This window comes from Leucobacter sp. BZR 635, from assembly GCF_048061935.2.
In the GTDB taxonomy this organism is placed as follows: Bacteria; Actinomycetota; Actinomycetes; order Actinomycetales; family Microbacteriaceae; genus Leucobacter.
This window is the reverse complement of sequence record NZ_JBLUNZ020000017.1, coordinates 1-19,857: the sequence shown is the minus strand read 5'-3', so window position 1 is coordinate 19,857 and position 19,857 is coordinate 1. Positions and strand designations below refer to the sequence as shown.

At 67.2% G+C, this 19,857-nt stretch carries 21 protein-coding genes; 6 read left to right on the top strand and 15 right to left on the bottom strand.

What is annotated here, in order from left to right; genetic code table 11:
- The first annotated feature begins 68 nt into the window (after positions 1-68).
- On the top strand, positions 69-1,085 hold the full coding sequence (locus tag ACI1US_RS02515; protein WP_461637921.1) for a malate dehydrogenase: 1,017 nt from the start codon (positions 69-71) through the stop codon (positions 1,083-1,085).
- 40 nt (positions 1,086-1,125) lie between these two features.
- A complete protein-coding gene (gene argG, locus ACI1US_RS02510; RefSeq protein ID WP_416550163.1) occupies positions 1,126-2,547 on the top strand; it encodes an argininosuccinate synthase in 1,422 nt (473 codons plus the stop codon).
- 290 nt (positions 2,548-2,837) lie between these two features.
- Here argG and ACI1US_RS02505 read toward each other — a convergent pair whose 3' ends face one another.
- Entirely contained in the window at positions 2,838-4,364 is a 1,527-nt protein-coding gene (locus ACI1US_RS02505) for an HNH endonuclease signature motif containing protein (protein WP_461637919.1), read from the bottom strand.
- A 374-nt stretch (positions 4,365-4,738) separates the two neighbouring features.
- Positions 4,739-4,987 (bottom strand): WhiB family transcriptional regulator, encoded by a 249-nt coding sequence (locus ACI1US_RS02500; protein ID WP_042543325.1) that lies wholly within the window; start codon positions 4,985-4,987, stop codon positions 4,739-4,741.
- Positions 4,988-5,214: 227 nt separating this feature from the next.
- Here ACI1US_RS02500 and ACI1US_RS02495 point away from each other — a divergent pair, with 227 nt between their 5' ends.
- Positions 5,215-5,628, top strand: a complete 414-nt coding sequence (locus ACI1US_RS02495; RefSeq protein WP_461637992.1) for a hypothetical protein — start codon at positions 5,215-5,217, stop codon at positions 5,626-5,628.
- Between the two features lie 182 nt (positions 5,629-5,810).
- Here ACI1US_RS02495 and bcp read toward each other — a convergent pair whose 3' ends face one another.
- The 4 genes from bcp to aroA form a co-directional block, all read right to left on the bottom strand.
- The gene (gene bcp, locus ACI1US_RS02490; RefSeq protein ID WP_461637917.1) at positions 5,811-6,284 is read right to left on the bottom strand and encodes a thioredoxin-dependent thiol peroxidase; all 474 of its coding nucleotides are present in this window, start codon (positions 6,282-6,284) and stop codon (positions 5,811-5,813) included.
- Positions 6,285-6,415: 131 nt separating this feature from the next.
- Positions 6,416-7,150, bottom strand: a complete 735-nt coding sequence (locus ACI1US_RS02485) for a hypothetical protein (RefSeq protein ID WP_461637915.1) — start codon at positions 7,148-7,150, stop codon at positions 6,416-6,418.
- A 31-nt stretch (positions 7,151-7,181) separates the two neighbouring features.
- The gene (gene rsgA, locus ACI1US_RS02480; protein ID WP_416549423.1) at positions 7,182-8,273 is read right to left on the bottom strand and encodes a ribosome small subunit-dependent GTPase A; all 1,092 of its coding nucleotides are present in this window, start codon (positions 8,271-8,273) and stop codon (positions 7,182-7,184) included.
- Between the two features lie 4 nt (positions 8,274-8,277).
- Complete coding sequence (gene aroA / locus ACI1US_RS02475) at positions 8,278-9,807, bottom strand: 3-phosphoshikimate 1-carboxyvinyltransferase (protein WP_416549424.1); 1,530 nt, start codon at positions 9,805-9,807, stop codon at positions 8,278-8,280.
- Positions 9,808-9,894: 87 nt separating this feature from the next.
- Here aroA and ACI1US_RS02470 point away from each other — a divergent pair, with 87 nt between their 5' ends.
- Both ACI1US_RS02470 and ACI1US_RS02465 read left to right on the top strand, forming a co-directional pair.
- Complete coding sequence (locus tag ACI1US_RS02470; RefSeq protein WP_416549425.1) at positions 9,895-10,521, top strand: sigma-70 family RNA polymerase sigma factor; 627 nt, start codon at positions 9,895-9,897, stop codon at positions 10,519-10,521.
- On the top strand, positions 10,518-10,772 hold the full coding sequence (locus ACI1US_RS02465; protein ID WP_461637912.1) for an anti-sigma factor family protein: 255 nt from the start codon (positions 10,518-10,520) through the stop codon (positions 10,770-10,772). Before ACI1US_RS02470 ends, ACI1US_RS02465 begins: the two co-directional genes overlap by 4 nt.
- Before the next feature lie 288 nt (positions 10,773-11,060).
- Here the strand turns inward: ACI1US_RS02465 and ACI1US_RS02460 are convergent, their stop codons facing one another.
- From ACI1US_RS02460 to ACI1US_RS02420, 9 genes are all read right to left on the bottom strand, one after another.
- Positions 11,061-11,555, bottom strand: coding sequence for a YbaK/EbsC family protein (locus ACI1US_RS02460; protein ID WP_461637910.1), 495 nt, complete (start codon positions 11,553-11,555; stop codon positions 11,061-11,063).
- 38 nt (positions 11,556-11,593) lie between these two features.
- Positions 11,594-12,604 carry an ABC transporter ATP-binding protein gene (locus tag ACI1US_RS02455; protein ID WP_461637908.1) on the bottom strand — a complete coding sequence of 337 codons (1,011 nt, stop codon included), beginning with the start codon at positions 12,602-12,604 and terminating at the stop codon, positions 11,594-11,596.
- Positions 12,601-13,407 carry an ATP-binding cassette domain-containing protein gene (locus ACI1US_RS02450; protein ID WP_461637906.1) on the bottom strand — a complete coding sequence of 269 codons (807 nt, stop codon included), beginning with the start codon at positions 13,405-13,407 and terminating at the stop codon, positions 12,601-12,603. Before ACI1US_RS02450 ends, ACI1US_RS02455 begins: the two co-directional genes overlap by 4 nt.
- Positions 13,404-14,252 (bottom strand): ABC transporter permease, encoded by an 849-nt coding sequence (locus tag ACI1US_RS02445; protein WP_461637904.1) that lies wholly within the window; start codon positions 14,250-14,252, stop codon positions 13,404-13,406. Before ACI1US_RS02445 ends, ACI1US_RS02450 begins: the two co-directional genes overlap by 4 nt.
- Positions 14,249-15,205, bottom strand: coding sequence for an ABC transporter permease (locus ACI1US_RS02440; RefSeq protein WP_461637902.1), 957 nt, complete (start codon positions 15,203-15,205; stop codon positions 14,249-14,251). The genes ACI1US_RS02445 and ACI1US_RS02440 overlap by 4 nt, the downstream gene beginning before the upstream one ends.
- Positions 15,206-15,315: 110 nt before the next feature.
- A complete protein-coding gene (locus ACI1US_RS02435) occupies positions 15,316-16,857 on the bottom strand; it encodes an ABC transporter substrate-binding protein (RefSeq protein WP_461637900.1) in 1,542 nt (513 codons plus the stop codon).
- A 198-nt stretch (positions 16,858-17,055) separates the two neighbouring features.
- Positions 17,056-17,463 (bottom strand): Fe-S oxidoreductase, encoded by a 408-nt coding sequence (locus ACI1US_RS02430; protein WP_461637898.1) that lies wholly within the window; start codon positions 17,461-17,463, stop codon positions 17,056-17,058.
- Positions 17,460-18,404 carry an arginase family protein gene (locus ACI1US_RS02425; protein ID WP_461637896.1) on the bottom strand — a complete coding sequence of 315 codons (945 nt, stop codon included), beginning with the start codon at positions 18,402-18,404 and terminating at the stop codon, positions 17,460-17,462. The genes ACI1US_RS02430 and ACI1US_RS02425 overlap by 4 nt, the downstream gene beginning before the upstream one ends.
- A gap of 75 nt (positions 18,405-18,479) precedes the next feature.
- The gene (locus ACI1US_RS02420; RefSeq protein ID WP_461637894.1) at positions 18,480-19,316 is read right to left on the bottom strand and encodes a DUF3097 family protein; all 837 of its coding nucleotides are present in this window, start codon (positions 19,314-19,316) and stop codon (positions 18,480-18,482) included.
- A 73-nt stretch (positions 19,317-19,389) separates the two neighbouring features.
- On the opposite strand from ACI1US_RS02420, the gene ACI1US_RS02415 reads away from it, so the two are divergent.
- Positions 19,390-19,857: enoyl-CoA hydratase/isomerase family protein (locus ACI1US_RS02415; RefSeq protein ID WP_461637893.1), on the top strand; the 468-nt coding region annotated here is incomplete at its 3' end.

Below are 19,857 nucleotides of genomic sequence, written 5' to 3'. Positions count from 1 at the left end.
GGGGTATCGGTGCGCGAGCGTCGCGGGTAGCCTGAGCTGACGAGCTACGCGCGACGAATGGAGCTGCTGTGAACGGAACGATTTCGAGCGGGGATCGCCGGAGCCCCATCACGGTCACCATCACGGGAGCCGGTGGGCAGATCGGCTACGCCGCACTGTTCCGCGTCGCGTCCGGTGCCCTGTTCGGGCCGGAGCAGCCGGTTGCGCTCCGGCTGCTCGAGATTCCGCAGGGAGTGAAAGCTGCGGAGGGCGCAGCGCTCGAACTCATCGACTGCGCCTTCCCGCTGCTTTCAAGCGTCGACATCGCGACGACTCCAGAGGCCGGGTTCGAGGGCGCCAACGTCGCGCTGCTCGTCGGTTCACGCCCGCGCACCGCAGGCATGGAGCGCGGCGACCTGCTCGCCGCGAACGGTGCGATCTTCGGCCCGCAGGGTCGGGCGATCAACGACCACGCGGCAGACGACGTGCGGGTGCTCGTCGTCGGCAACCCCGCAAACACGAACGCGTTCATCGCCCAGCAGCACGCGCCCGACGTGCCAGCCGAGCGCTTCACCGCGCTCACCCGGCTCGACCACAACCGAGCCGTTGGGCTGCTCGCCGAGCACGCTAGGGCGCGGGTTGATGAGATCGATGGTGTCACGATCTGGGGCAACCACTCAGCGACCCAGTACCCCGACCTCAGCCACGCGACCATCGCGGGCCGCCCTGCGCTCGACGTCGTTGGTGAGGAGTGGGGCCGTGGCGCATACGTCGATCGCGTCGCGAACCGCGGTGCGGAGATTATTGAGGTGCGCGGGGGATCCTCCGTCGCCTCAGCCGCGAACGCCGCCATCGACCACGTGCGCGACTGGTTCGCCGGGACGCACGGTGTACGCACCTCTGTCGCGCTGCCCTCGTTGGGCGCGTACGGGATCCCGGAGGGGCTCATCGCGTCGGTGCCCGTGCGGGCGGAGAGCGGATCCTGGCAGGTCGTCGAGGGGCTCGAGATCGATGCGTTCTCGCGGGAGCGTATCGACGCCTCGGTGCGCGAACTCACGGCCGAACGCGAACAGGTCACGGCCCTCGGGCTGATTCCGGGGGCGTAAGCGTTCTGCCGCAGGCGTGCGAGACCCTAGGATAGAGAGCATGTCCAAGGTTCTTTCTTCTCTCCCCGTTGGCGAGCGCGTCGGCATTGCCTTCTCTGGCGGTCTCGACACCTCCTGTGCTGTCGCGTGGATGCGCGAAAAGGGCGCGATCCCCTGCACCTACACCGCAGATATCGGCCAGTACGACGAGCCCGATATTGACGGCGTCGCAGACCGCGCGAAGGAGTACGGTGCGGAGATCGCCCGTCACGTCGACGCGAAGCGACCCCTCGTGGAGGAGGGCTTCGTAGCTCTCCAGACCGGCGCGTTCAACGTGCGCTCGGGCGGAAAGACCTACTTCAACACGACGCCGCTCGGCCGCGCCGTGACCGGCACGCTGCTCGTTCGCGCGATGAAGGAAGACGGCGTCGACATTTGGGGCGACGGCTCAACCTACAAGGGCAACGACATTGAGCGGTTCTACCGCTACGGGCTCATGGCGAACCCGTCGCTGCGGATCTACAAGCCGTGGCTCGACGCTGACTTCGTCACCGAGCTCGGCGGCCGTCACGAGATGAGCGAGTGGCTCGTCGAGCACGGCTACCCGTACCGCGACTCCGCCGAGAAGGCGTACTCGACCGACGCAAACATCTGGGGTGCAACCCACGAGGCGAAGACCCTCGAGTTCCTGAACGCCGGTCTCGACGTCGTCCAGCCCATCATGGGTGTCGCCGCATGGCGCGACGACGTTGAGGTCGCAACCGAGGAGGTGTCGGTTCGGTTCGAGGCCGGCCGGCCCGTCGCGATCAACGGCGTCGAGTACGACGATCCCGTAGCGCTCGTCTTCGAAGCCAACAAGATCGGTGGCCGCCACGGCCTCGGCGTTTCCGACCAGATCGAGAACCGCATCATCGAGGCGAAGTCGCGCGGCATCTACGAAGCCCCGGGCATGGCGCTGCTGCACATCACCTACGAGCGCCTCGTGAACGCGATCCACAACGAGGACACCCTCGCGAGCTACCACAACGACGGCCGCAAGCTTGGGCGTCTCATGTACGAGGGCCGCTGGCTCGACCCGCAGTCGCTCATGCTGCGCGAGTCGCTGCAGCGCTGGGTTGGCTCGGCGATCACGGGTGAGGTCACGCTGCGCCTGCGTCGCGGCGACGACTACACGATTCTCAATACCGAGGGCCCCAACCTCTCATACCACCCCGAGAAGCTCTCGATGGAGCGCACCGTTGGTGCTGCCTTCGGTCCCGAAGACCGCATCGGCCAGCTCACCATGCGCAACCTCGACATCGCAGACTCGCGCTCGCGCCTCGAGCAGTACGCACAGATGGGTATGGTCGGCGGCGCGGTTGCTGACCTCGTCGGCGAGCTCGAGAAGGGCGGCGCGGAGGAGATCGCCGAGGCCGTCACCGGCATCAGCGAGGAGGGCGACTCGCTCGGCCTCGCAGCTGCGTTCGACTCCGGCACCGACTAAGTAGCCGAGCGATGGCCCCGGTTCCCGTCTTGGGAACCGGGGCTCTTGCGATTCTTGCTCGGTGCTGCAAGCTCGATCGCTGACGGGGTGCCCTTTCCTAGGCATCCTCCCTGTCCCGATGTATTCAGACCGACACTTGCGAAGGCCACACACGGGTCGGTTAGATTACACGGGGCTTGACAGCTGGGTGAGTGGCGTCGTGCCTTCCCCGACAGCTGCCCTCACGACTGGTCGCGGACCCCCGAGACCGCGGGGACGCTTTGCGTGTTCGAGGCCTCCTGAGAACCGGGTCAGAAGGGGTGAACGTTGCTGGTATTGGTGCTGGCGTCGTTACACGCGCGGTTCGCTTCTGCGGAGAAGCGCACCCGGCTCTTGCGAGAGGGAGCCGCGGAGCGCGCCGCAGCGGGCGAGCTGAGGTGTTTTCGCGTTGACGCGGGTTCACTGCCGGTTCTGTGCTCGGGGAGTAGATCCGGTGGTCGGGTGGCGTGTTTTCGCCCGGTTGGTGAGGTCCACTCAAGGACTCCTTTGGGGTCTTGCCGAACTGTCCATGCTGTTTCACCTTTGAGTGTGTGGTGCATGCGGCAGAGGTGTGCCAGGTTGTCGGTTGCTGTGGGGCCGCCAAGCGCTGCGTCTCTCGTGTGGTCGACGTCCGACCGGAAGACGGGTTGTCGGCACCCCGGCCAGCGGCAGTGTTGGTCGCGGGCCGCCAGGAATCGTCTCTGTGCAAAGCTCGGCTTGTAGCTGTCTGTACGGATCACGGTTCCTGTGTGTTCACACACCGTGACGAGATCCCAACGGTGCGCGGCACCAACGAGGGGTCTGACTGAGTCGAGATCTACGGGGCCGTACCCCTCAAGTGCGCACTCGACGCCCCCGGCGGGAACTGCAGAATCGAGGATGACGGTGCCAGCTGCGGCCTCGCGAAGACGTTCGAAGCCTGCGGGGGTGACGACGAGTTGGATGCGGCCCTGCAGCTGCACCTCGGGGGCTGCTGCAGCGTCAAACGGGTCGCGGGAGAGGAGATCTATGAGGACATCCACACGGAGCGCATCGAGGCGACGCTCATCCGTTTCTGATGCTTGGGCAATGCTCGAAGCTGGTGCGTCGCCGGTAGCCGCATGAGAAGCTGAGTCTTCTGAGTTCGGCGGTGCGGGGACGAAGCCTCGCTGCGCAGCCTTCGCGATTCTCGTCAACCGGTCGTGAAGGCCACGCGCCTGAATCACCGGCATGAATGCTCGCAGCTCGGCCATTCCGTCTTCGAACTCGACCACTGAGATTCGGCGCTCGCTGGTAGCGCGCTTTTGCCTGACTGCGATGGGGTCGATTGCCCACTTCTCGGCAAGCCTCCTGGCAGTTCGTTCGAGCTGATTGGCTGGCACTTCGCGCGCGGCCTGCACGACCTCGCGCTCGTAGTGCTGCCTGCGTGACTCGGCGAGCTCGTCGAGCTCTTTGAACTGCTCGATCCTCCCTGCGTCAGCGTCGTTCGCACTAAAGCTCGTGATCGCCCGCCCTGCTCGTTCGATGACTTCCGCGTGGGCGAGCGTCAACGCGCCGGATCGCACGAGTTCGCCGGTCTCAACGTACAGTTCAGCGAGCTGCATGCCAAGGCCGAGCATGAAGCCGATCTTGCCGCTGGAGTAGCCAGTCGCAAGGGCGGCCTCAGCCAAGAACCCCCGTCGGGCCAGTTCACCCCCGCGCACTGCGTTGTACCCAGCCACGAGGTGGTCGAGACGACGCGCTTCTGCTGCTCGAATAATGCGCGTCTCAAGCTCGAGGCCGGTGAGGGCCTCGTCTTGGAGCTTCAGCGCTTGGTTCATGAAGGCAGTCAAACACGAGCCTCTGACATTCAGGCTTCAGGTGTGGCCCAAGCTCGAAGAGTCTCGAGAACTTTTTGAACACTCTCTGTTCTTCGAAAATACGAGGGAAAGGGCTGCCGGTACTTCCGAAGGGCCATGATGGCAGCGGCGCGAAATGCTCGCGGCAGCCCCGCATCCTGAACGCCCCATGTAATCCGTTGCGCCCCGTTTACGGCGTCCGCAAGACTCGACCTCAAACACTGGGGTCGGTGAGGACACGAGGGGGAGGCTCCCCGCGAAGATCCGGGGGCCCGCACGGGGCCGCCAGGGCAGACGTAAAGGTCCCCGGCACCCGAAAGGGTGCCGGGGACCTGAACTGTCCGCAGAAGGCGGAATTAGGACGCTCGGCGTGCGCGTGCTGCGCGGCGCTTGAGTGCGCGGCGCTCATCCTCGCTGAGGCCGCCCCAGACGCCCGAATCCTGACCGGTATCCATTGCGTACTGGAGGCACATCTCCGTTACTGGGCAGCGGGCGCAGACGGCCTTCGCCCGCTCGATCTGGTCCACTGCCGGTCCGGTGTTTCCAACCGGAAAGAACAGCTCGGGATCTACGGTGAGGCACGCTGCCTGTTCACGCCAATCCATTACTTACCTCCTCTGCGTCGCACGTGCGATGCTCAATCTGTACACGCGCTAATCAGCAAAGGCCAGGTAGCCTGAGAGAGATCGCGCGGTGTCTTTTGCCAACGTGACTGAGAATGCTCACACCGGCGTGCGCGAAACTCTGATGAATATATGGTTCCACGGAAATGAATGAAAGACAATAGGCTTTTTGCTGTTGTTTCAGGAAAAGAATAGGTACGGTGACGAATATGCGCTCTCGCTCGGCTTGGACGGCGCTCACGGCGGTGCTCGCGGTCGAACTGGTCCTCGGAGCGGTACTCGTCGTCACCATGATTCCCACCTTCCCCGCAGCCGGTCCGGAGCGTGAGGCGCTCGCACCGCTCTGGGTGAGCCTGTTCGTCAGCGCCATTCTCTGTTGCGTGTGGGTTGCGGCAACACTCGTCGGGGTGATTCGCCGCCGGGGAAGCTGGGTGCGCGGTTCCGCGGTCACCATCCATGTGCTGCTGCTCGCCGCCGCCATGGGGGTGTTTCAGGGGATCCTGGGAACGCCGGCTATCGGGGCGCTCCTCCTGGTGCTCGCAGTCGCGGGGTTCGCTGCTGCCATCCTCGTCGGGCCAAAACGCAAGGGCGCAGCCGCGGCGGCTCCCCAAGCGCAGGCCTAAAGAAGCCCAAGCGCAGGCCTAACGAAACCCAGGCGCAGGCCTAACGAAACCCAAGCGCAGGCCTAACGAAACCCAAGCGCAGGCCTAAAGAAGCCCAGGCGCGGACTGGGGGCCTCCCAGACGCGGGCCCAGGAAGCCCTGGCAGGCTGCCAGGGCCGCCAATAGCCGTGCCGGGTGGTTCGTTACGCGCCGAGGAGCTTGCGCACGCGTGCGACGTGTCCCGTCGCCTTGATGTTGTAGAGGGCGTGCTCGATCTTGCCGTCTGCGTCGATGACGAACGTCGAGCGGATCACACCCTCGACAATGCGGCCGTAGCTGTTCTTCTCGCCGAAGGTGCCGTACGCGCGGTGTACGGCGGTGTCGGGATCGCTGAGCAGCGGGAACTCGAGACCATCACGGACTGCGAAACGGCCCAGCTTGTCGACCGCGTCGCGTGAGATGCCGATGACCCGGTACCCGGCCGCAGCGAGCGGCTCGGTGGACTCCTGGAACTCGCAGGCCTCAGTGGTGCACGCGGGGGTCATCGCCTGCGGGTAAAAGAATATGACGAGCTTCTCGCCGCGGAAGTCGCTGAGTTTGCGCTCTGCGCCGTCTTGGTCGAGGAGTGCAAAGTCGGGGGCGGGCATACCTGGCTCAAGAATTACGCGTTCAGTCATGCCTCCCAGCCTAGCGGCGGCAGGTGACAGCGGGCACGGGCGGCGGATGGCCCCGCCGGCCGTCACCGGGGCTCCGCCGGCCGTCACCGGGGCTCCGCCGGCCGTCTCCGGAGCCCCGCCGCCGAACAGCCCTACGGCTGGGTCGGAGGGCCAGCGAGCGGCGGAGCAAACTGCGGCTGCTGCGGAGCGAACTGTTGCGGCACGGCAAACTGGGCGAGGTGCGCGTGCTCGTTGGCGAGCTGTCCCTGTTGGAGCGCCCACAGCGCAGATGCTCCGGCGGTCCCGTAGGTGCGCTCGACGCGACGGACACTCATTGCCTGGGAGAGCCCAGTCACGGGGACGAGGATGACACAGACGATGAAGAGCCCGATCATCGGGAGGCCGTTGACGGAGATCCCAGCAGCGGGATATTGCGTCATGAGTGGGGCAATGGTGATCAGCACAAAACCGATGCTGGGGAGCACGAGTCCGATCCAGAGCAGCGCAGCGATGTAGCTCCCTGCCGCCAGGAAGTTCTTCACCATTCGCCTGACGATGAGCGTGCTTGTGGCGACACCTCCGGCCATGCAGAGCCAGCCGATGAGCGCCGTCATGAGCGATACCCCGACGAGCCCCGAGAGCGCCGCAAGCGCGATGCCGTAGGCCCCGATGACGAAGAGGCCAACGCAGGGAAACACGATGCCAAACACGGGCTGCGCGAACGACCGGAGCGACAGGTAACCGCGCGCGAGGTCGGGGAGCGGTTTGAAAGGTGCCTGCTGCACGTGCTGCGGCGGGTACGCGACCTGCGGGCCGGGCCACGGCGCGCCCTGCTGCTGCTGTTGCTGCTGCTGGTACGGGGGCTGCTGTGCTGGATGCTCCGACATACTCCCAGTGTACGGGCCGAGAAACCGCGTGCTATTTCATGAGGCGGCGCAGCGATTCAACTCGCCGGGCACCCGATGCGTCGAGCCTGCCGTCTGCGATCGCGAGGTCGAGCTCACAGTCGGGCGCGTCCTCGGTGTGCGAGCAGCCGCGCGGGCACGAGTCGAGCAGCGGCACGAGGTCGGTGAATCCGCGGAGGATCCCGTCAGCCGTCACATGCCCGAGCCCGAATGAGCGTACGCCCGGGGTATCGATGACCCAGCCGGTCTCGCCGGCGGCGGCACCCGGGGTGCGGGCCCGCAGCGCGACGGACGAGGACGAGGTATGCCGCCCGCGCCCGGTCACTTCGTTGACGTGGCCGGTCGCGCGATCCGCCTCGGGGACGAGCGCGTTGATGAGCGTCGACTTTCCGACGCCGGAGTGCCCGACGAACACTGTGGTCTTCCCGGCGAGCGTCTCGCGGATCTGTGAGAGCACCCCTTCGGGGGAGTCGTCCTCCCACGCACCAGGGGCGGAGCGAAACACCGGCACCTCGAGGGCCGAGAAGTTCTCGAGGAAGGGCTCTGGGTCGGCCAGGTCGATCTTGGTGAGGCAGATGAGGGGCTGGATCCCCGCGTCATAGGCGGCAACCAGGTAGCGGTCGACGAGTCGCACCCTGGGCTCGGGGTTGGCCGCGGCGACGACGATGAGCATCTGCTCTGCGTTGGCCACCATGATTCGCTCGACGCGGTCGCTGTCGTCGGCGCTGCGGCGCAGCAGCGTCGTGCGCTCCTCGACGCCGACGATGCGCGACAGGCTGCCCTCGTCGCCGGAGACATCGCCGACGAGTTGCACGCGGTCGCCGATCACGATGGGCGTCTTCCGCAGCTCGCGGGCGCGCGCTGCGACGACGACGCGTTCGGGCTGCGCTTTCGGGCCGCCCTTCACCTTCGCGACGGCGGGAACGAGGGCGGTGTACCGGCCACGATCCACCGCTGTCACCATCCCCACTACGGCGTCGGAGTGCTCCGGACGCCGCTTGGTTCGGGGCCGGTTCGCCTTCGGGTTCGGCCGCGCGCGCACCTCGTGGTCGGCGTACTCGCCGTAGGGGGCGTCGTCATCGTCGTCGACGTTGAACCAGCTCACGCGGTCAGATCCCCTCGAGGAAGCCGCGCGCGATGCGGCCGAGGCCACCCGCGATCTGGCTGCCCGCGACGGCCCCCTCCGAGAGGAGGTCGGTGCCGGCGTCCACCGGGCTGCCACCGCTTTCGCCGCTGAGCATATCGGCCCACAGCTTCGGGAACTCGGGCAGCGTCTTTGAGGTACAGCCGATGTCGTCGACCAAAACGCCGGGCACGACGAGCCCAATGAGCGCGCCGGTCGTCGCGATGCGGTGGTCTGCGTAGGCGTGCCAGAGGCCGCCGTGCAGCGGCGCGGGGTGGATCGCGATGCCGTCGGGCAGTTCCTCCGCGCGGCCGCCGAGCGCGTTGATCTCGGCGACGAGCGCGGCGATGCGGTCGGTCTCGTGGTGCCTGGTGTGGCCGATGCCGGTGATCTCGCTTCCCTCACCGGGCGTGCCATCGGGGCGCGGCAGCGCGGCAAGCGCGGCGAGGCCCACGAGCGTCGGGGAGAGCTCGCCCGCGTTCGGAATGTCGATCTTCACGCCGCGCAGTGTGCCGGTTCCGGTGACGGTGAGCGCGCCGCTTTCGAGCGTGGCGGTGCCGCCGAACTCGGGGAGCAGCTCGCGCAGGTGGTCGCCGACCTGCGTGGTGTCCGAGGGCCAGTGGGGGATCGTGACCGAACCACCCACAGCGAGCGCCGCCGCAAGGAAGGGCGCGGCGTTCGACAGGTCTGGTTCGATCGTGATCTCGCGCGCGCCGATCGGCCCTGGCTGCACACGCCATTCGCCGGGTGCTGGCGAATCGGCGTCGACGCCGCGCGCCCGCAGCGCCTCAAGCGTCATCTCAATGTGCGGCACGCTCGGGAGACGCTCGCCAGTGTGCACGACGTGCACACCCTCCGCGAACCGTGCCCCTGAGAGCAGCAATGCTGAGACGAACTGGCTAGAGAGGGAAGCGTCGAGCTCGACACGGCCTCCGCGCAGCGAGCCGGTGCCGTGCACCGTGAAGGGGAGCGCGCCGCGGTTCTCGTCAGAGATATCTGCCCCGAGCACGCGCAACGCGTCGAGGACCGGCCGCATCGGACGCTTGCGTGCGTAGGGATCGCCGTCGAAAGCGACGGGCCCAAGGGCGAGCGCTGCGACAGGAGGCACGAAGCGCATCACCGTTCCCGCGAGCCCGCAGTCGATGCTCGTGGAACCCGTCAGCTCGTCCGTCGGGGTAACCCGCAGATCCGGCCCGTACGGGTTCTTGCCCTTGAGCGCTTCGATCGAGGTGCCAAGCAGCCGCAGCGCCTCAACCATGAGGTCGGTATCGCGGGAGTGCAGCGGCACGCGGAGGATGCCCGGGCCGTCGGCAAGCGCCGAGAGCACCAGCTCGCGCCCGGTCAGCGACTTCGAGCCGGGAAGTGGTACATATGCAAGCACCCCCGCAGGCGGAGCGTCCGACCCAGTGTCGGCGGCCACCGTCGGGGCAGGCCAGGCCGCGACGGCCTCGTCAGGGACATCTCCCGACCGGGTGCCGTCGTCATCATTTCCGCGGTTCAATCTTGCTGCCAACATCACTCTGAGCTTACCCGGCTTCCCGCTTCAAACGTCTGGTGAATAGCAGATAGCGGATTTCTAAGGTGCAATGGTTAGGATCGAAGAGTGAAGAGCAGTGAACAGGACGACGCGTCCTCGATCCTCAAGGCCCGATTCGCCGACGAGGCGTTGCCGCTCCTTGATCAGCTCTTTGGTGCGGCGATGAAGATGACGCGCAACCCGCAGGATGCGCAAGATCTCGTGCAAGAAACGTACCTCAAGGCGTTTCAGGCCTTCTCCTCGTTCACCGAGGGGACAAACCTCAAGGCCTGGCTGTACCGGATCATGACGAACAGCTACATCAACACGTACCGGAAGAAGCAGCGGCAGCCCTTCCTCGGCGCGGTCGAGGAGCTCGAAGACTGGCAGCTTGGCGGCGCGGAGTCGACGACGGCGATGTCGTCGCAGTCTGCCGAAGCCGAAGCGATCGACCGCACGCCAGACTCCGTCGTGACGAACGCCCTCAATGACCTTGCCGAGGACTTCAGGATGGCCGTGTACCTCGCCGACGTTGAGGGTTTTAGCTATCAGGAAATCGCAGACATCCAAGAGGTTCCGATCGGCACAGTGATGAGTCGACTGCACCGGGGCCGTTCAAGACTTCGCCAAGCGCTCGGGGAATACGCGCGCGAGCAGGGCGTTGGACTTGATAGAGCCGAACCGGCATCGACTACGAAGGGAGCCGCGCGATGAGCGACTGTGGATGCGACAAAGCACAAGCAAACATTTATGAGTTGCTGCGTGGTGAGCTGTGCGCAGAAGAGTCAGCCCCGATCCGGGAGCACCTCGCGCACTGCGCCGACTGCCAAAAAGAAGAGAGCGTCTGCGCTCGCCTGACGACCGCCGTGCGGCGCGCATGTGAAGAAGAGCGCGATGGGGCGGCCCCGGCTGATCTCCGTGACGCGATTCTCCGCGGGCTCACGTCGAGCGAACTCGCCGTCTGAACTGTGTACGCAGCGGGCAGGCTCGCCGGCTGAACGAACGCAGCGAGCTCTGACGCAGCGCTTGTGTACCTGATCCTGACACCCCCGTTTAATCCATTCCGACCCGTTTTCGGCCCTCGCAAGAGTCGGTCTGAATTAATAGGGACGGAGAGGATGTAAAAGGTGACGCACGCGGGATGGGAAGTGCGGGGGCACAGGGCGCGGGGCCGGAAGCGCGAGGCGCGGGCCAGGAAGCGCGGGGCACGGGCGGCGGCGCACTGCGCGCGCCGTCAGCCGCGATGCGGTCGCTTACGCGTCCTCGCGCCAGCCCGCGCAAACGTCGACCCAGCCGAGCGCATCGCTGAGATCCTCGAGCTGTTCGAGCGTCAGCTCGACCGCAGAGGTCGAGCTGCCCGCCGCGGGAAAGACCGTCGGAAAGCGCCTGAGCGACTCGTCGAGATACACCCGCGCGCCCGCGGGGTTCGCGAACGGGCAGACGCCGCCGACCGCGTGCCCGGTCGCTTCCTCGACATCTGCGTGCGCGAGCATGCGCGGCTTTGCGCGGAACTCCCGCTTGAACAGCCCGCCGTTGACCCGCGCGTCACCCGCGGCGACAATGAGGATCGCGCCCGGCTCCGTCGCCGGGTCGGTGCTCGAGAACGCCAACGTCTTCGCGATGCGCCCGGGCGTCGTGCCCGCCTGCTCGGCGGCGAGCTCGACGGTTGCGCTCGACTCGGCGAATTCGAGGATCGTGCCGGTGAAACCCTGGGCTGCAAGGTCGGCGCGAACGGTTTCGATGCTCAAAGTGTGCTCCTAACGACCGTGATACTGCGAGGATACAGCTAGCCGCGCCACGTGGTGGGCGGCAGGGTGAGGCGCGAGGCGACGAGTTGCTGCGTGTACGGGTGACTTGGCTCCGTGAGAAGCTCCTGCGTCGGCCCGTCTTCGACGATCTGGCCGCCCTGCATCACGATGGTGCGTTCCGCGAGCTGCGGGACGATGCCGAGATCGTGGGTGATCGTCACGAGGGTGAGCCCGAACTCGTCGCGAAGCTCGGAGAGCAGGCTTAGTACCCGGGCGCGCACGAGCACGTCGAGGGCGCTCACTGGTTCGTCACCCACAAGCAGTTCGGGGCCGTGCACGATCGCTCGGGCGACGGCGATGCGCTGCCGCTGCCCGCCCGAGAAGGCGTCGGGGTAGCGCGAGGCCGCGTCGGGCGGTAGCCCGACCCGCTCAAGCACCGCGCGCACCATCGCACGGTGGTCGCCCGCGATTTGCCCGCCCTCGAGGGGCTCTGCGACCGACTGACCGATCGTGCGCCGCGGGTTGAACGACGAGTAGGGGTCTTGGAAGACGAGCCCGGTGCGGCGGCGGAGCCACCCCAGGTCGCCTGACTTCGCGTGCACCTCGCGCCCGTCGAAGCGCACGGTGCCCGACGACGGCGTGCTCAGTCCGAGCATCTGCCTGATGAGGGTGGTCTTGCCCGAACCGGACTCACCGACGATCGCGATGCTCTCGCCGCGCTCGACGGTGAGGGAGGCCCGATCGAGCGCGTGCACGGTCTGTGAGCGTTCGAAGAGCTTGCGGGGCGGGGTACGGAACTCCTTTGAAACGTTCTCGAGCTCCACGAGCGGGGGCCGCGGTGAATCGGCATGCGCGGCGTCGTGAGCTGCGCGCGCGGCTCGCTCAGCGACGGCTGCAGCGTTGATCTCTCCGGTCCACGGGGTCGCGCCCGTCCACCGCGGGGTCTGCCCGGTGCCCGGCTGCGGCTCGCTGCGCTGCGCGCCTGCGCCCGCCCCTGCGCCCGCACCTGCGTCCTGCTCGCGCTGTGCTCCTGCGTCGTGTGGGTTCATACGGCGTCCCCTCCGGCTGCGGCGACGAGCGCCTGCGTCACGCGATGCTGGGGCCGTTCGAGAATCTCGCGCACGCTGCCCGCCTCGACGATCTGGCCGTCCTCGAACACGATGACCCGGTCGGCGACCTGGTTGACGACGGCGATGTCGTGGGTGATGCAGACGAGCGAGCACTGCGCGCTGTCGGTGATTTCGGTGAAGAGCTCGAGGATGCCGCGCTGCACGGTGACGTCGAGCGCGGTCGTCGGCTCGTCGGCGAGGAGCAGGCCGGGGTTCGCGGAGATCGCGGCCGCGATGGCTGCGCGCTGCCGCTGCCCGCCGGAGACCTCGTGGGGGTAGGCCCGCACCATCCGCTCCGGGTCTTTGAGACCCACCTGCTGTGCGAGTCGCAGCGCTGCGTCGCGCCGCTCCGCGCGGTCGAGCCGGTAGTGGATCGCGAGCGCCTCGGTCATCTGTGCACCGAGCCGGCGGAAGGGACTCAGCGCGGTCTTGGGTTCTTGGAAGACCATGCCGATGCGGTCACCGCGAATCACAGCGAGCTCGCTGTCGGAGAGGCCGAGGAGCTCGCGGCCATTCATCCGCACGGAGCCGCTGACGGTGGCCTCGCGGGGGAGGAGGCCCGCGATTGCGAGGGCCGTGATGGTCTTGCCTGATCCTGATCCACCGATGATCCCGAGCCGCTCGCCCGCAGCGAGGCTGAAGCTCACCCCGCGGATGATTTCGGTTCCACCGATCGACACCCGCAGGTCTTCGACCTCGAGCGAGCTCGCGCCGGTTTCGCCGGCCTGTTGGGTGGTACTCATCGCGTCACCTCCGCCGTTTCGTCGCCGGGGTCGCGGGTGTCGAGCGCGTCACGGAGCTGGTCGCCGAACAGGAAGAACGCGAGCACCGTGATGGTGATGGCGAGCCCCGGCCAGACCACGGCCTCGGGGTAGATGGACACGAAGCGTTGGGTGGAGGCGAGCATGCCGCCCCACGACGGGACGTCTTTCGGGGCACCGAAGCCGAGGTAGCTCAGGCTTGCCTCGGCGAGCACGGCAGTTCCCATGGTCCAGGTGACCTGCACGATGTAGACGGGCAGCACGCTCGGAATGAGGTGGCGGAAGAGGATCCGGGTGCGTGAGAGCCCCGCGACCTGAGCGGCGACGACGAAGTCTGCGCCCGCGACCTGGCGGAACTCTGCGCGCAGCACCCGCCCCATCGAGACGCCGAAGGCGATGCCGAGGGCGGCGATGACGATCGGGATCCCGCTGCCGAACACCGCGGTGAGCATGATGGCGAGGAGCGTGGTGGGGAAGGCGACGAGAACGTCGATGCCCACCGCGACGACCTCGCGCACGGGGCGCTTGCCGAGCCCGCCGAGGAGAGCGAGTAGGAAGCCGATGAGGCTCGCGAGCAGGCCCGTGCCGAGCGCGACGCCGAACGAGACCCGGCTGCCGGCGATCAGCCGCGACGCGGTGTCGCGGCCGCTGCCGTCGGTTCCGAGCCAGTGCTCGGCCGACGGCGATAGCCAGATGTCGCCGCCCGCGTGGTTTGGATCCTGCGGGAGCCAGAAGAAGGAGACGACGGAGACGAGCGCGACGAGCGAGAGCACGCCGAGCGCGAAGGCACCGACGGGCTTTCTGAGGACTCTGCGGAGCGTGTTCATTCTTCGCCCTCCGCCCGGAGCCTGGGGTCGATGAGCCGGTGGATCACGTCGACGAGCGCCCCCATGACAAGGATGACGCTCGTGAGCACGAGCAGGGTGGACTGGACCTTCGGCAGGTCGCGCTCACCGACGTCGGACACGAGCATGCTGCCGAGGCCGGGGAGGCTGAAGAGCTGCTCGACGACGACTGCCCCGACGAGGAGCGCGGCCGCCTGCAGCCCGAGCATCGAAATGATCGAGAGCCCAACGCCCGGGAGCCCCTGCGTGAGGAGCGCCCGAAGCCGCGAGTTGCCCTGTGACATCGCGGTGCGCACGTGGTCGGCGTCGAGGGCGCGCAGCGTCGCGCTGCGCACGAGGCGGAAGAGGATCGCGCCCTCGATGAGCCCGATCGTGAGCGCGGGAAGAATCAGTGACCTGACGGCCTGGAAGGGTTCGGCCCAGCCATCTCGCGGAAACCCCTGCGAGGGGAGCCAGCCGAGCCACGAGGAGAGCAGCAGCGTGCCGAGCAGGCCCGCCCAGACGACCGGGATCGCGGAGGCGAGCACGCTCGACGCCGAGACGAGCTGACCGAGTGGCGTGTTGTTGCGGTACGCCGCGAACACGCCGAGGGGGATCGCCACGAGCAGCACGATGGCGAGTGACATGAGGGTGAGCGGGATCGTGACCTCTGCCTTTTCGGCGAGTTCCGCCGAGATCTCCGTGCCCGTCACCACGGAAGAGCCGAGATCGAACCGGAGCACCCCGCCGATCCACTCAAAGTACTGGGTGAGGAGCGGCCGGTTCAGGCCGAGGGCCTCGCGAAGGTTCGCGATCTGCGCGGGAGACGCCTGGGTGCCGCCAATGACCTGCGCGACGTCGCCGGGCAGGATCCTGAGCGTGGCAAAGATGAGCACGCTCGCGACCAGCCAGGCGAGCGCCAGGAAGCCGGCCCGGTTGAGAATGAAACGCGTCACGGTACGAGACTACTCACTCTCAGGCCTCCTGCGGGGTTGTGTGGCGAGCGTGTGTGGGCTCGAGGTGGCCGGCGTGGGCCGGCTGCCTCGAGCCCGAACTGTGCCCGAGCCTAGCTTGACTTGTCGAAGCCGACCGTCGCGAGGTTCACCCGCGAGTTCGTGTTCACGTCGGGGAATCCGGTGACAAGGGAGCTGACGACGTTCGTCGGAGTCGCGTTGTAGAGCCATTTTGCCGGCGCGTCGGTGGCGACGAGAGCTGCGGCCTGCTGCAGCAGCACCTCTTCAGCTGCCGGGTCGATGCTTGAGATTGCCTCGGCGTAGAGCCGCTGCACCTCAGCGCTGTCGTACCCGAAGTAGTAGTCCGGGTTCGCGTAGTTTGCGAAGTCGCGTGCCTCGGCGTGGTCGACGTAGCTCAGGTCAAAATCCTGGTTCTTGTAGACGTCGTTGAGCCAGGTGGCGAACTCGACGGGCTTCACCTTCGCCACAACGCCGACCTCCGCGAGCTGGCTCGTCACGATGTCGAGCGACGTGGTGTCGTAGAAGTTCGGGGCGGTGATTGTCAGGCTGAGGTTCTGCTGGCCGGCCTCGGCGAGGAGCTCGCGGGCGCGCTCGGGGTTGTACGCGTTGACTCCGGTGAGGTCGGTGTAGCCAGGCTCGAGCTCGGTGATGGGGCTGCCGAGCTGCTTTGCGTCGCCGTTCTGGTTCGCGACGAGCTGCTCGCTGTCGATGGCCATGCTCAGCGCCTGGCGCACGCGGGGGTCGTCGAACGGTGCGCGGCTGTTGTTATAGGCGAGGGTAAAGACGTCTGAGCTTTCGGCGCGATTCATTTCGAAGTTCGCGTTGCCCTCAAACTCTGCACGCAGCTGCGGCAGCAGCGCGGTGTGCGCGTCGATGTCGCCGTCCTTGAGCGCGTTGACCGCTGCCCGGCCCTCGGGGAAGAAGCGGAAGACCGCGCTCTCGAGCTTGGCGGGCTCGCCCCAGTACTCGGGGTTCTTGTCAAGCGTGATGCTGTCGCCCTGCTTCCAGCGCGTGAACTCGAAGGGGCCCGTGCCGTTTGCGGAGTTCTGCAGGCCGTCGGTTGCGCCCCCTTCAAGAATGACGCCCGCGGAGCTTGCGAGATCCCAGAGCAGGAGCGAGTTGGGCTGCTCGAGCGTGAGCTTCACCTGGTTGTCGCCGATGGCCGAGAGCTCGACGGAGTACCCGACGGCCTCGGGAACAAACGCGGGGGCGAGGGAGTCGACGACGTCTGCGGTCGTGAGCTCGGCTCCCGAGTGGAACTTCACCCCTTCGCGCAGCGTGAAGAGGTACTCAAGCCCGTCATCGCTGACCTCGGGCATCTCGGTTGCGAGCACCGGCACGATGTCGGCGACGCTTCCCGGCTTGATGCCCACGAGCCCCTGGTAGACGTTGTCGATGAGCACCTGACCGGTCGCCACTCCCGCGTCGTTCCGCACGTCAAGGCTTGTCGGTTCGAGCACGAGCCCGACCGTGAGGGTGCGCTTCGCCTCGTCGCCCGCGGTGGGACGGGTCATCGTGAAGTACGCGGCGATTGCGGCGATCAGACCGACGACGATGACCAGGGCGATAATCATCGGCACCTTCGAGCGCTTGCGCTTCTCGTAGTTGGGCGGGGTCGAGTTCGACTCACTCACGGGGACTCCTTGGGGTTCAATCTGCGCGTGCAGATAGGCAGTGCTTGGAGTCTGCGATGACGCAAGGTAATCACAGACGGACTCAGCTCCGACGGTGTCGGGCTGAACGCCTGCGCCTCGCTGCGCGGGTGTCGAGGATCGAGACTACGCTGCGCTCGGCGCAAGCGGCCTAGCGGAAGTCACGTTGTTGCACGGTTGTTACGAACCGCTTGTCTGGTTGGTGTGCGGAGCCGGAGCGCGGCGAATGTATCCGCCATCGACAAGCCCGGCCTCGATCTCGAAGCGGTTGCGCAGCGGGTTGCGCCCGGCTAAGAAGTACAGCAACGGCATTGCAAGGCCGTACCTCCGCCACTGCCGGCGGTGAACTTGCTCGTGTCGAAGCACCGCGGGGTTCACATTTTCGTCCGTGAGATAACACGATCCGACGCAGCTTCCGCCGCGGCCGAACGTCCACTTCGGCATACCCCGAAACACCCACAACCCGTCGATCCGCTCGACCTCGCCGGTCGACCAGATCGACCCCCACACGAAGCCGACGGCGGTTGCGTAGGCGTAGCCGAACCAGGCCAGCGGCAAGTTACGCGGGCGCTTCGCTGCCCCGCTCACGCGGTGCCTCCGGACACGAGCGCGGCGAGGATCCGCAGCACCGTCGGCGCATCCTCAGCAGCCGTCGCCGCGCTCCCCGGCGCGAACTCGCAGAGCGCGGCTCCGGTCAGCGGCGCGACGGCGACTGCCGCCCGGATCGCTTGGGTGAGCGCCGCAACGGTCAACCCGAACGGCACAGCCTGGTGCACCGAGGCAAACTCCGCGGGGTCGAGCACGTCGAAATCGACATGGATGTAGACGCTGCTTGCCTCGCGCTCGGTGAGCCACGCGGCGATCTGCGAGGCGAACGCGGCAGCGGCAGCGGCATCGGCAGCGTCGCCGGCAGCGTGGCCGGCAGCGTCGCCGGCAGCGTGGCCGGCAGCGTCGCCGGCAGCGACTGGCTCGATCCCCGCCGTCGCGGGGAGCAGGCGAACCCCGAACTCCGCGATCGCATCCTCCTCCTCGGGGTCGATCTCGCGCGCCCCGATGCAGAGCACCCGAGCAGGGTCGAGGGGGTGCTCGCTGTTGAGGTCTTCCGCGCCGCGGCCGAGCGCATGCCGCAGCGCCATTCCCGAGGCCGCGCCAGACGGCGACGTGCTCGGGTGCTGCAAATCCGGGTGCGCGTCGAACCAGAGCACTGCAACGCCAGGATCCGCAGCGACAGCCCGCTCGACGCCCGCGAGCGTCGAAGCACAGTCGCCGCCGAGGGTGATCGCCGGGGCAGTGTGGGAGCGCAGGATCTCGCGTGCCCCGTTGCGCGCCGTGAGGAGTGAGCTGAGCCTCGCGATCGGGGTACCGAGCGAATCTCCCGCGTGCGCGGGCACGGGCACGTCAAAGCGAGAACTCGGCGGCAGATCTTCGCGCAGCAGCTCGGCTCCATCAGTGAGGAGCATGGCGCGAGACGACGCCGACCCCTGCCACTCAGGCATGACGAGGAAGATCGGTTTGCTCGGCTCAGGCATCGCACTCACCTTCGATAACGTGACCAGTCCAGCCTACGCTGAGCCAGCTGACCTGCACCCGAAAGTCGTGCATGACTACTGACCGACCGACACGAAATCGATGAGCTCTTCGACCCGGCCGACCAGCTGCGGTTCGAGGTCGCGGAAATTGCGCACCCGAGCCCGGATGCGCTGCCACGCGTCAGCGGTGTCGGCGAGATCCTCCGATGGCCAGCCCAGCGCGCGGCAGATGCCAGTCTTCCAATCGATCCCGCGGGGGATCTTCGGCCACGCGGTCATCCCAAGCCGCTCCGGCTTCACCGCTTCCCAGATGTCAATATATGGGTGGCCGACAATGAGCACGTTCGCGCCGTGCGGGCCGCGGGCGATGGCATCCGCGATCCGCGTCTCCTTCGACCCCTTCACGAGGTGGTCGAGCAGCACGCCAGCGCGGCGCCCGGGGCCCGGCTGAAACTCGGCGAGCACTCGCTCGAGATGGTCCGCGCCGTCGAGCAGTTCGACCACGATCCCCTCGACGCGCAGATCGTCACCCCAGACTTGCTCGACGAGTTCGGCGTCGTGCTTACCCTCCACGAAGATTCGACTGGGCATCGCCACACGGGCGCGCTCCTGCGGGGCCGCGAACGAGCCCGACGCGGTGCGCTGCCGCACCGGCGCGCGCTTCGGAGCAACAAACTTCACAGGCTCCCCGTCGACGAGAAACGCGTCAGCGAGCGGAAACGAGCGCACAGCGCCGTCGAAATCCTCGAGCCTGAGCACGCCCTCGCGCGCGTCGACGACAGCCCCGCAGAACTCGGTCAGGCTGTGCTCGACCACGAGCCCCCGCACGAGCGGAACCTCCTTGCGCTGCACCGGGCCACGGCGCGGCTTCATCCGGGCAATCGGGTCGTTGTCATAGCGGTTATCGAACACGCATCCGAGCCTAGCGAACTGGCAGAGCCAAGATGCACGCGCGAATGTCGGCCCCGGCTGCTAGCGTGGCGATATGGACGCTGCAGTTTCTGAATCGCTCATTCTCGCTCGCCGCACTGGCGCGGTCACGAGAATCACGCTCAACCGGCCGCGCGCGATCAACGCGCTGAACATCGAGATGTTCGGGGGGATCCACGCCGCGCTCGACACCGTAGCCGGCTCGACCGCGATCGTGCTCGACGGCGCAGGCGAACGCGGCTTTTGCGGCGGCGGTGACATCAAGGAGATCGCGTTCGGCAACGACCCGCGTGAGCTGTTCCGCGCCGAGTACCGCATCGATCACCGCATGAGCGAATCACCTGTGCCCGTCGTCGCCATCATGGGCGGCATCGCCATGGGCGGCGGAATCGGGCTCGGCGGCCACGCGGCCTTCCGCATCGTCACCGAGCGCAGCCGACTCGCGATGCCTGAGGTCCGCATCGGGATCCTGCCTGACGTCGGCGGCCACCTCCTGCTCTCCCGGGCACCCGGCCGACTCGGC

What these genes read in the sequence shown, in the direction of transcription:
- ACI1US_RS02425 (WP_461637896.1), bottom strand. Translation starts at nt 18,404, where the DNA reads ATGCCTGAGCCGAGCAAACCGATCTTCCTCGTCATGCCTGAGTGGCAG.
- ACI1US_RS02455 (WP_461637908.1), bottom strand. Translation starts at nt 12,604, where the DNA reads ATGAACCCACACGACGCAGGAGCACAGCGCGAGCAGGACGCAGGTGCG.
- ACI1US_RS02445 (WP_461637904.1), bottom strand. Translation starts at nt 14,252, where the DNA reads ATGAACACGCTCCGCAGAGTCCTCAGAAAGCCCGTCGGTGCCTTCGCG.
- bcp (WP_461637917.1), bottom strand. Translation starts at nt 6,284, where the DNA reads ATGACTGAACGCGTAATTCTTGAGCCAGGTATGCCCGCCCCCGACTTT.
- ACI1US_RS02450 (WP_461637906.1), bottom strand. Translation starts at nt 13,407, where the DNA reads ATGAGTACCACCCAACAGGCCGGCGAAACCGGCGCGAGCTCGCTCGAG.
- aroA (WP_416549424.1), bottom strand. Translation starts at nt 9,807, where the DNA reads ATGTTGGCAGCAAGATTGAACCGCGGAAATGATGACGACGGCACCCGG.
- ACI1US_RS02500 (WP_042543325.1), bottom strand. Translation starts at nt 4,987, where the DNA reads ATGGATTGGCGTGAACAGGCAGCGTGCCTCACCGTAGATCCCGAGCTG.
- ACI1US_RS02485 (WP_461637915.1), bottom strand. Translation starts at nt 7,150, where the DNA reads ATGTCGGAGCATCCAGCACAGCAGCCCCCGTACCAGCAGCAGCAACAG.
- ACI1US_RS02465 (WP_461637912.1), top strand. Translation starts at nt 10,518, where the DNA reads ATGAGCGACTGTGGATGCGACAAAGCACAAGCAAACATTTATGAGTTG.
- ACI1US_RS02505 (WP_461637919.1), bottom strand. Translation starts at nt 4,364, where the DNA reads ATGAACCAAGCGCTGAAGCTCCAAGACGAGGCCCTCACCGGCCTCGAG.
- argG (WP_416550163.1), top strand. Translation starts at nt 1,126, where the DNA reads ATGTCCAAGGTTCTTTCTTCTCTCCCCGTTGGCGAGCGCGTCGGCATT.
- ACI1US_RS02495 (WP_461637992.1), top strand. Translation starts at nt 5,215, where the DNA reads ATGCGCTCTCGCTCGGCTTGGACGGCGCTCACGGCGGTGCTCGCGGTC.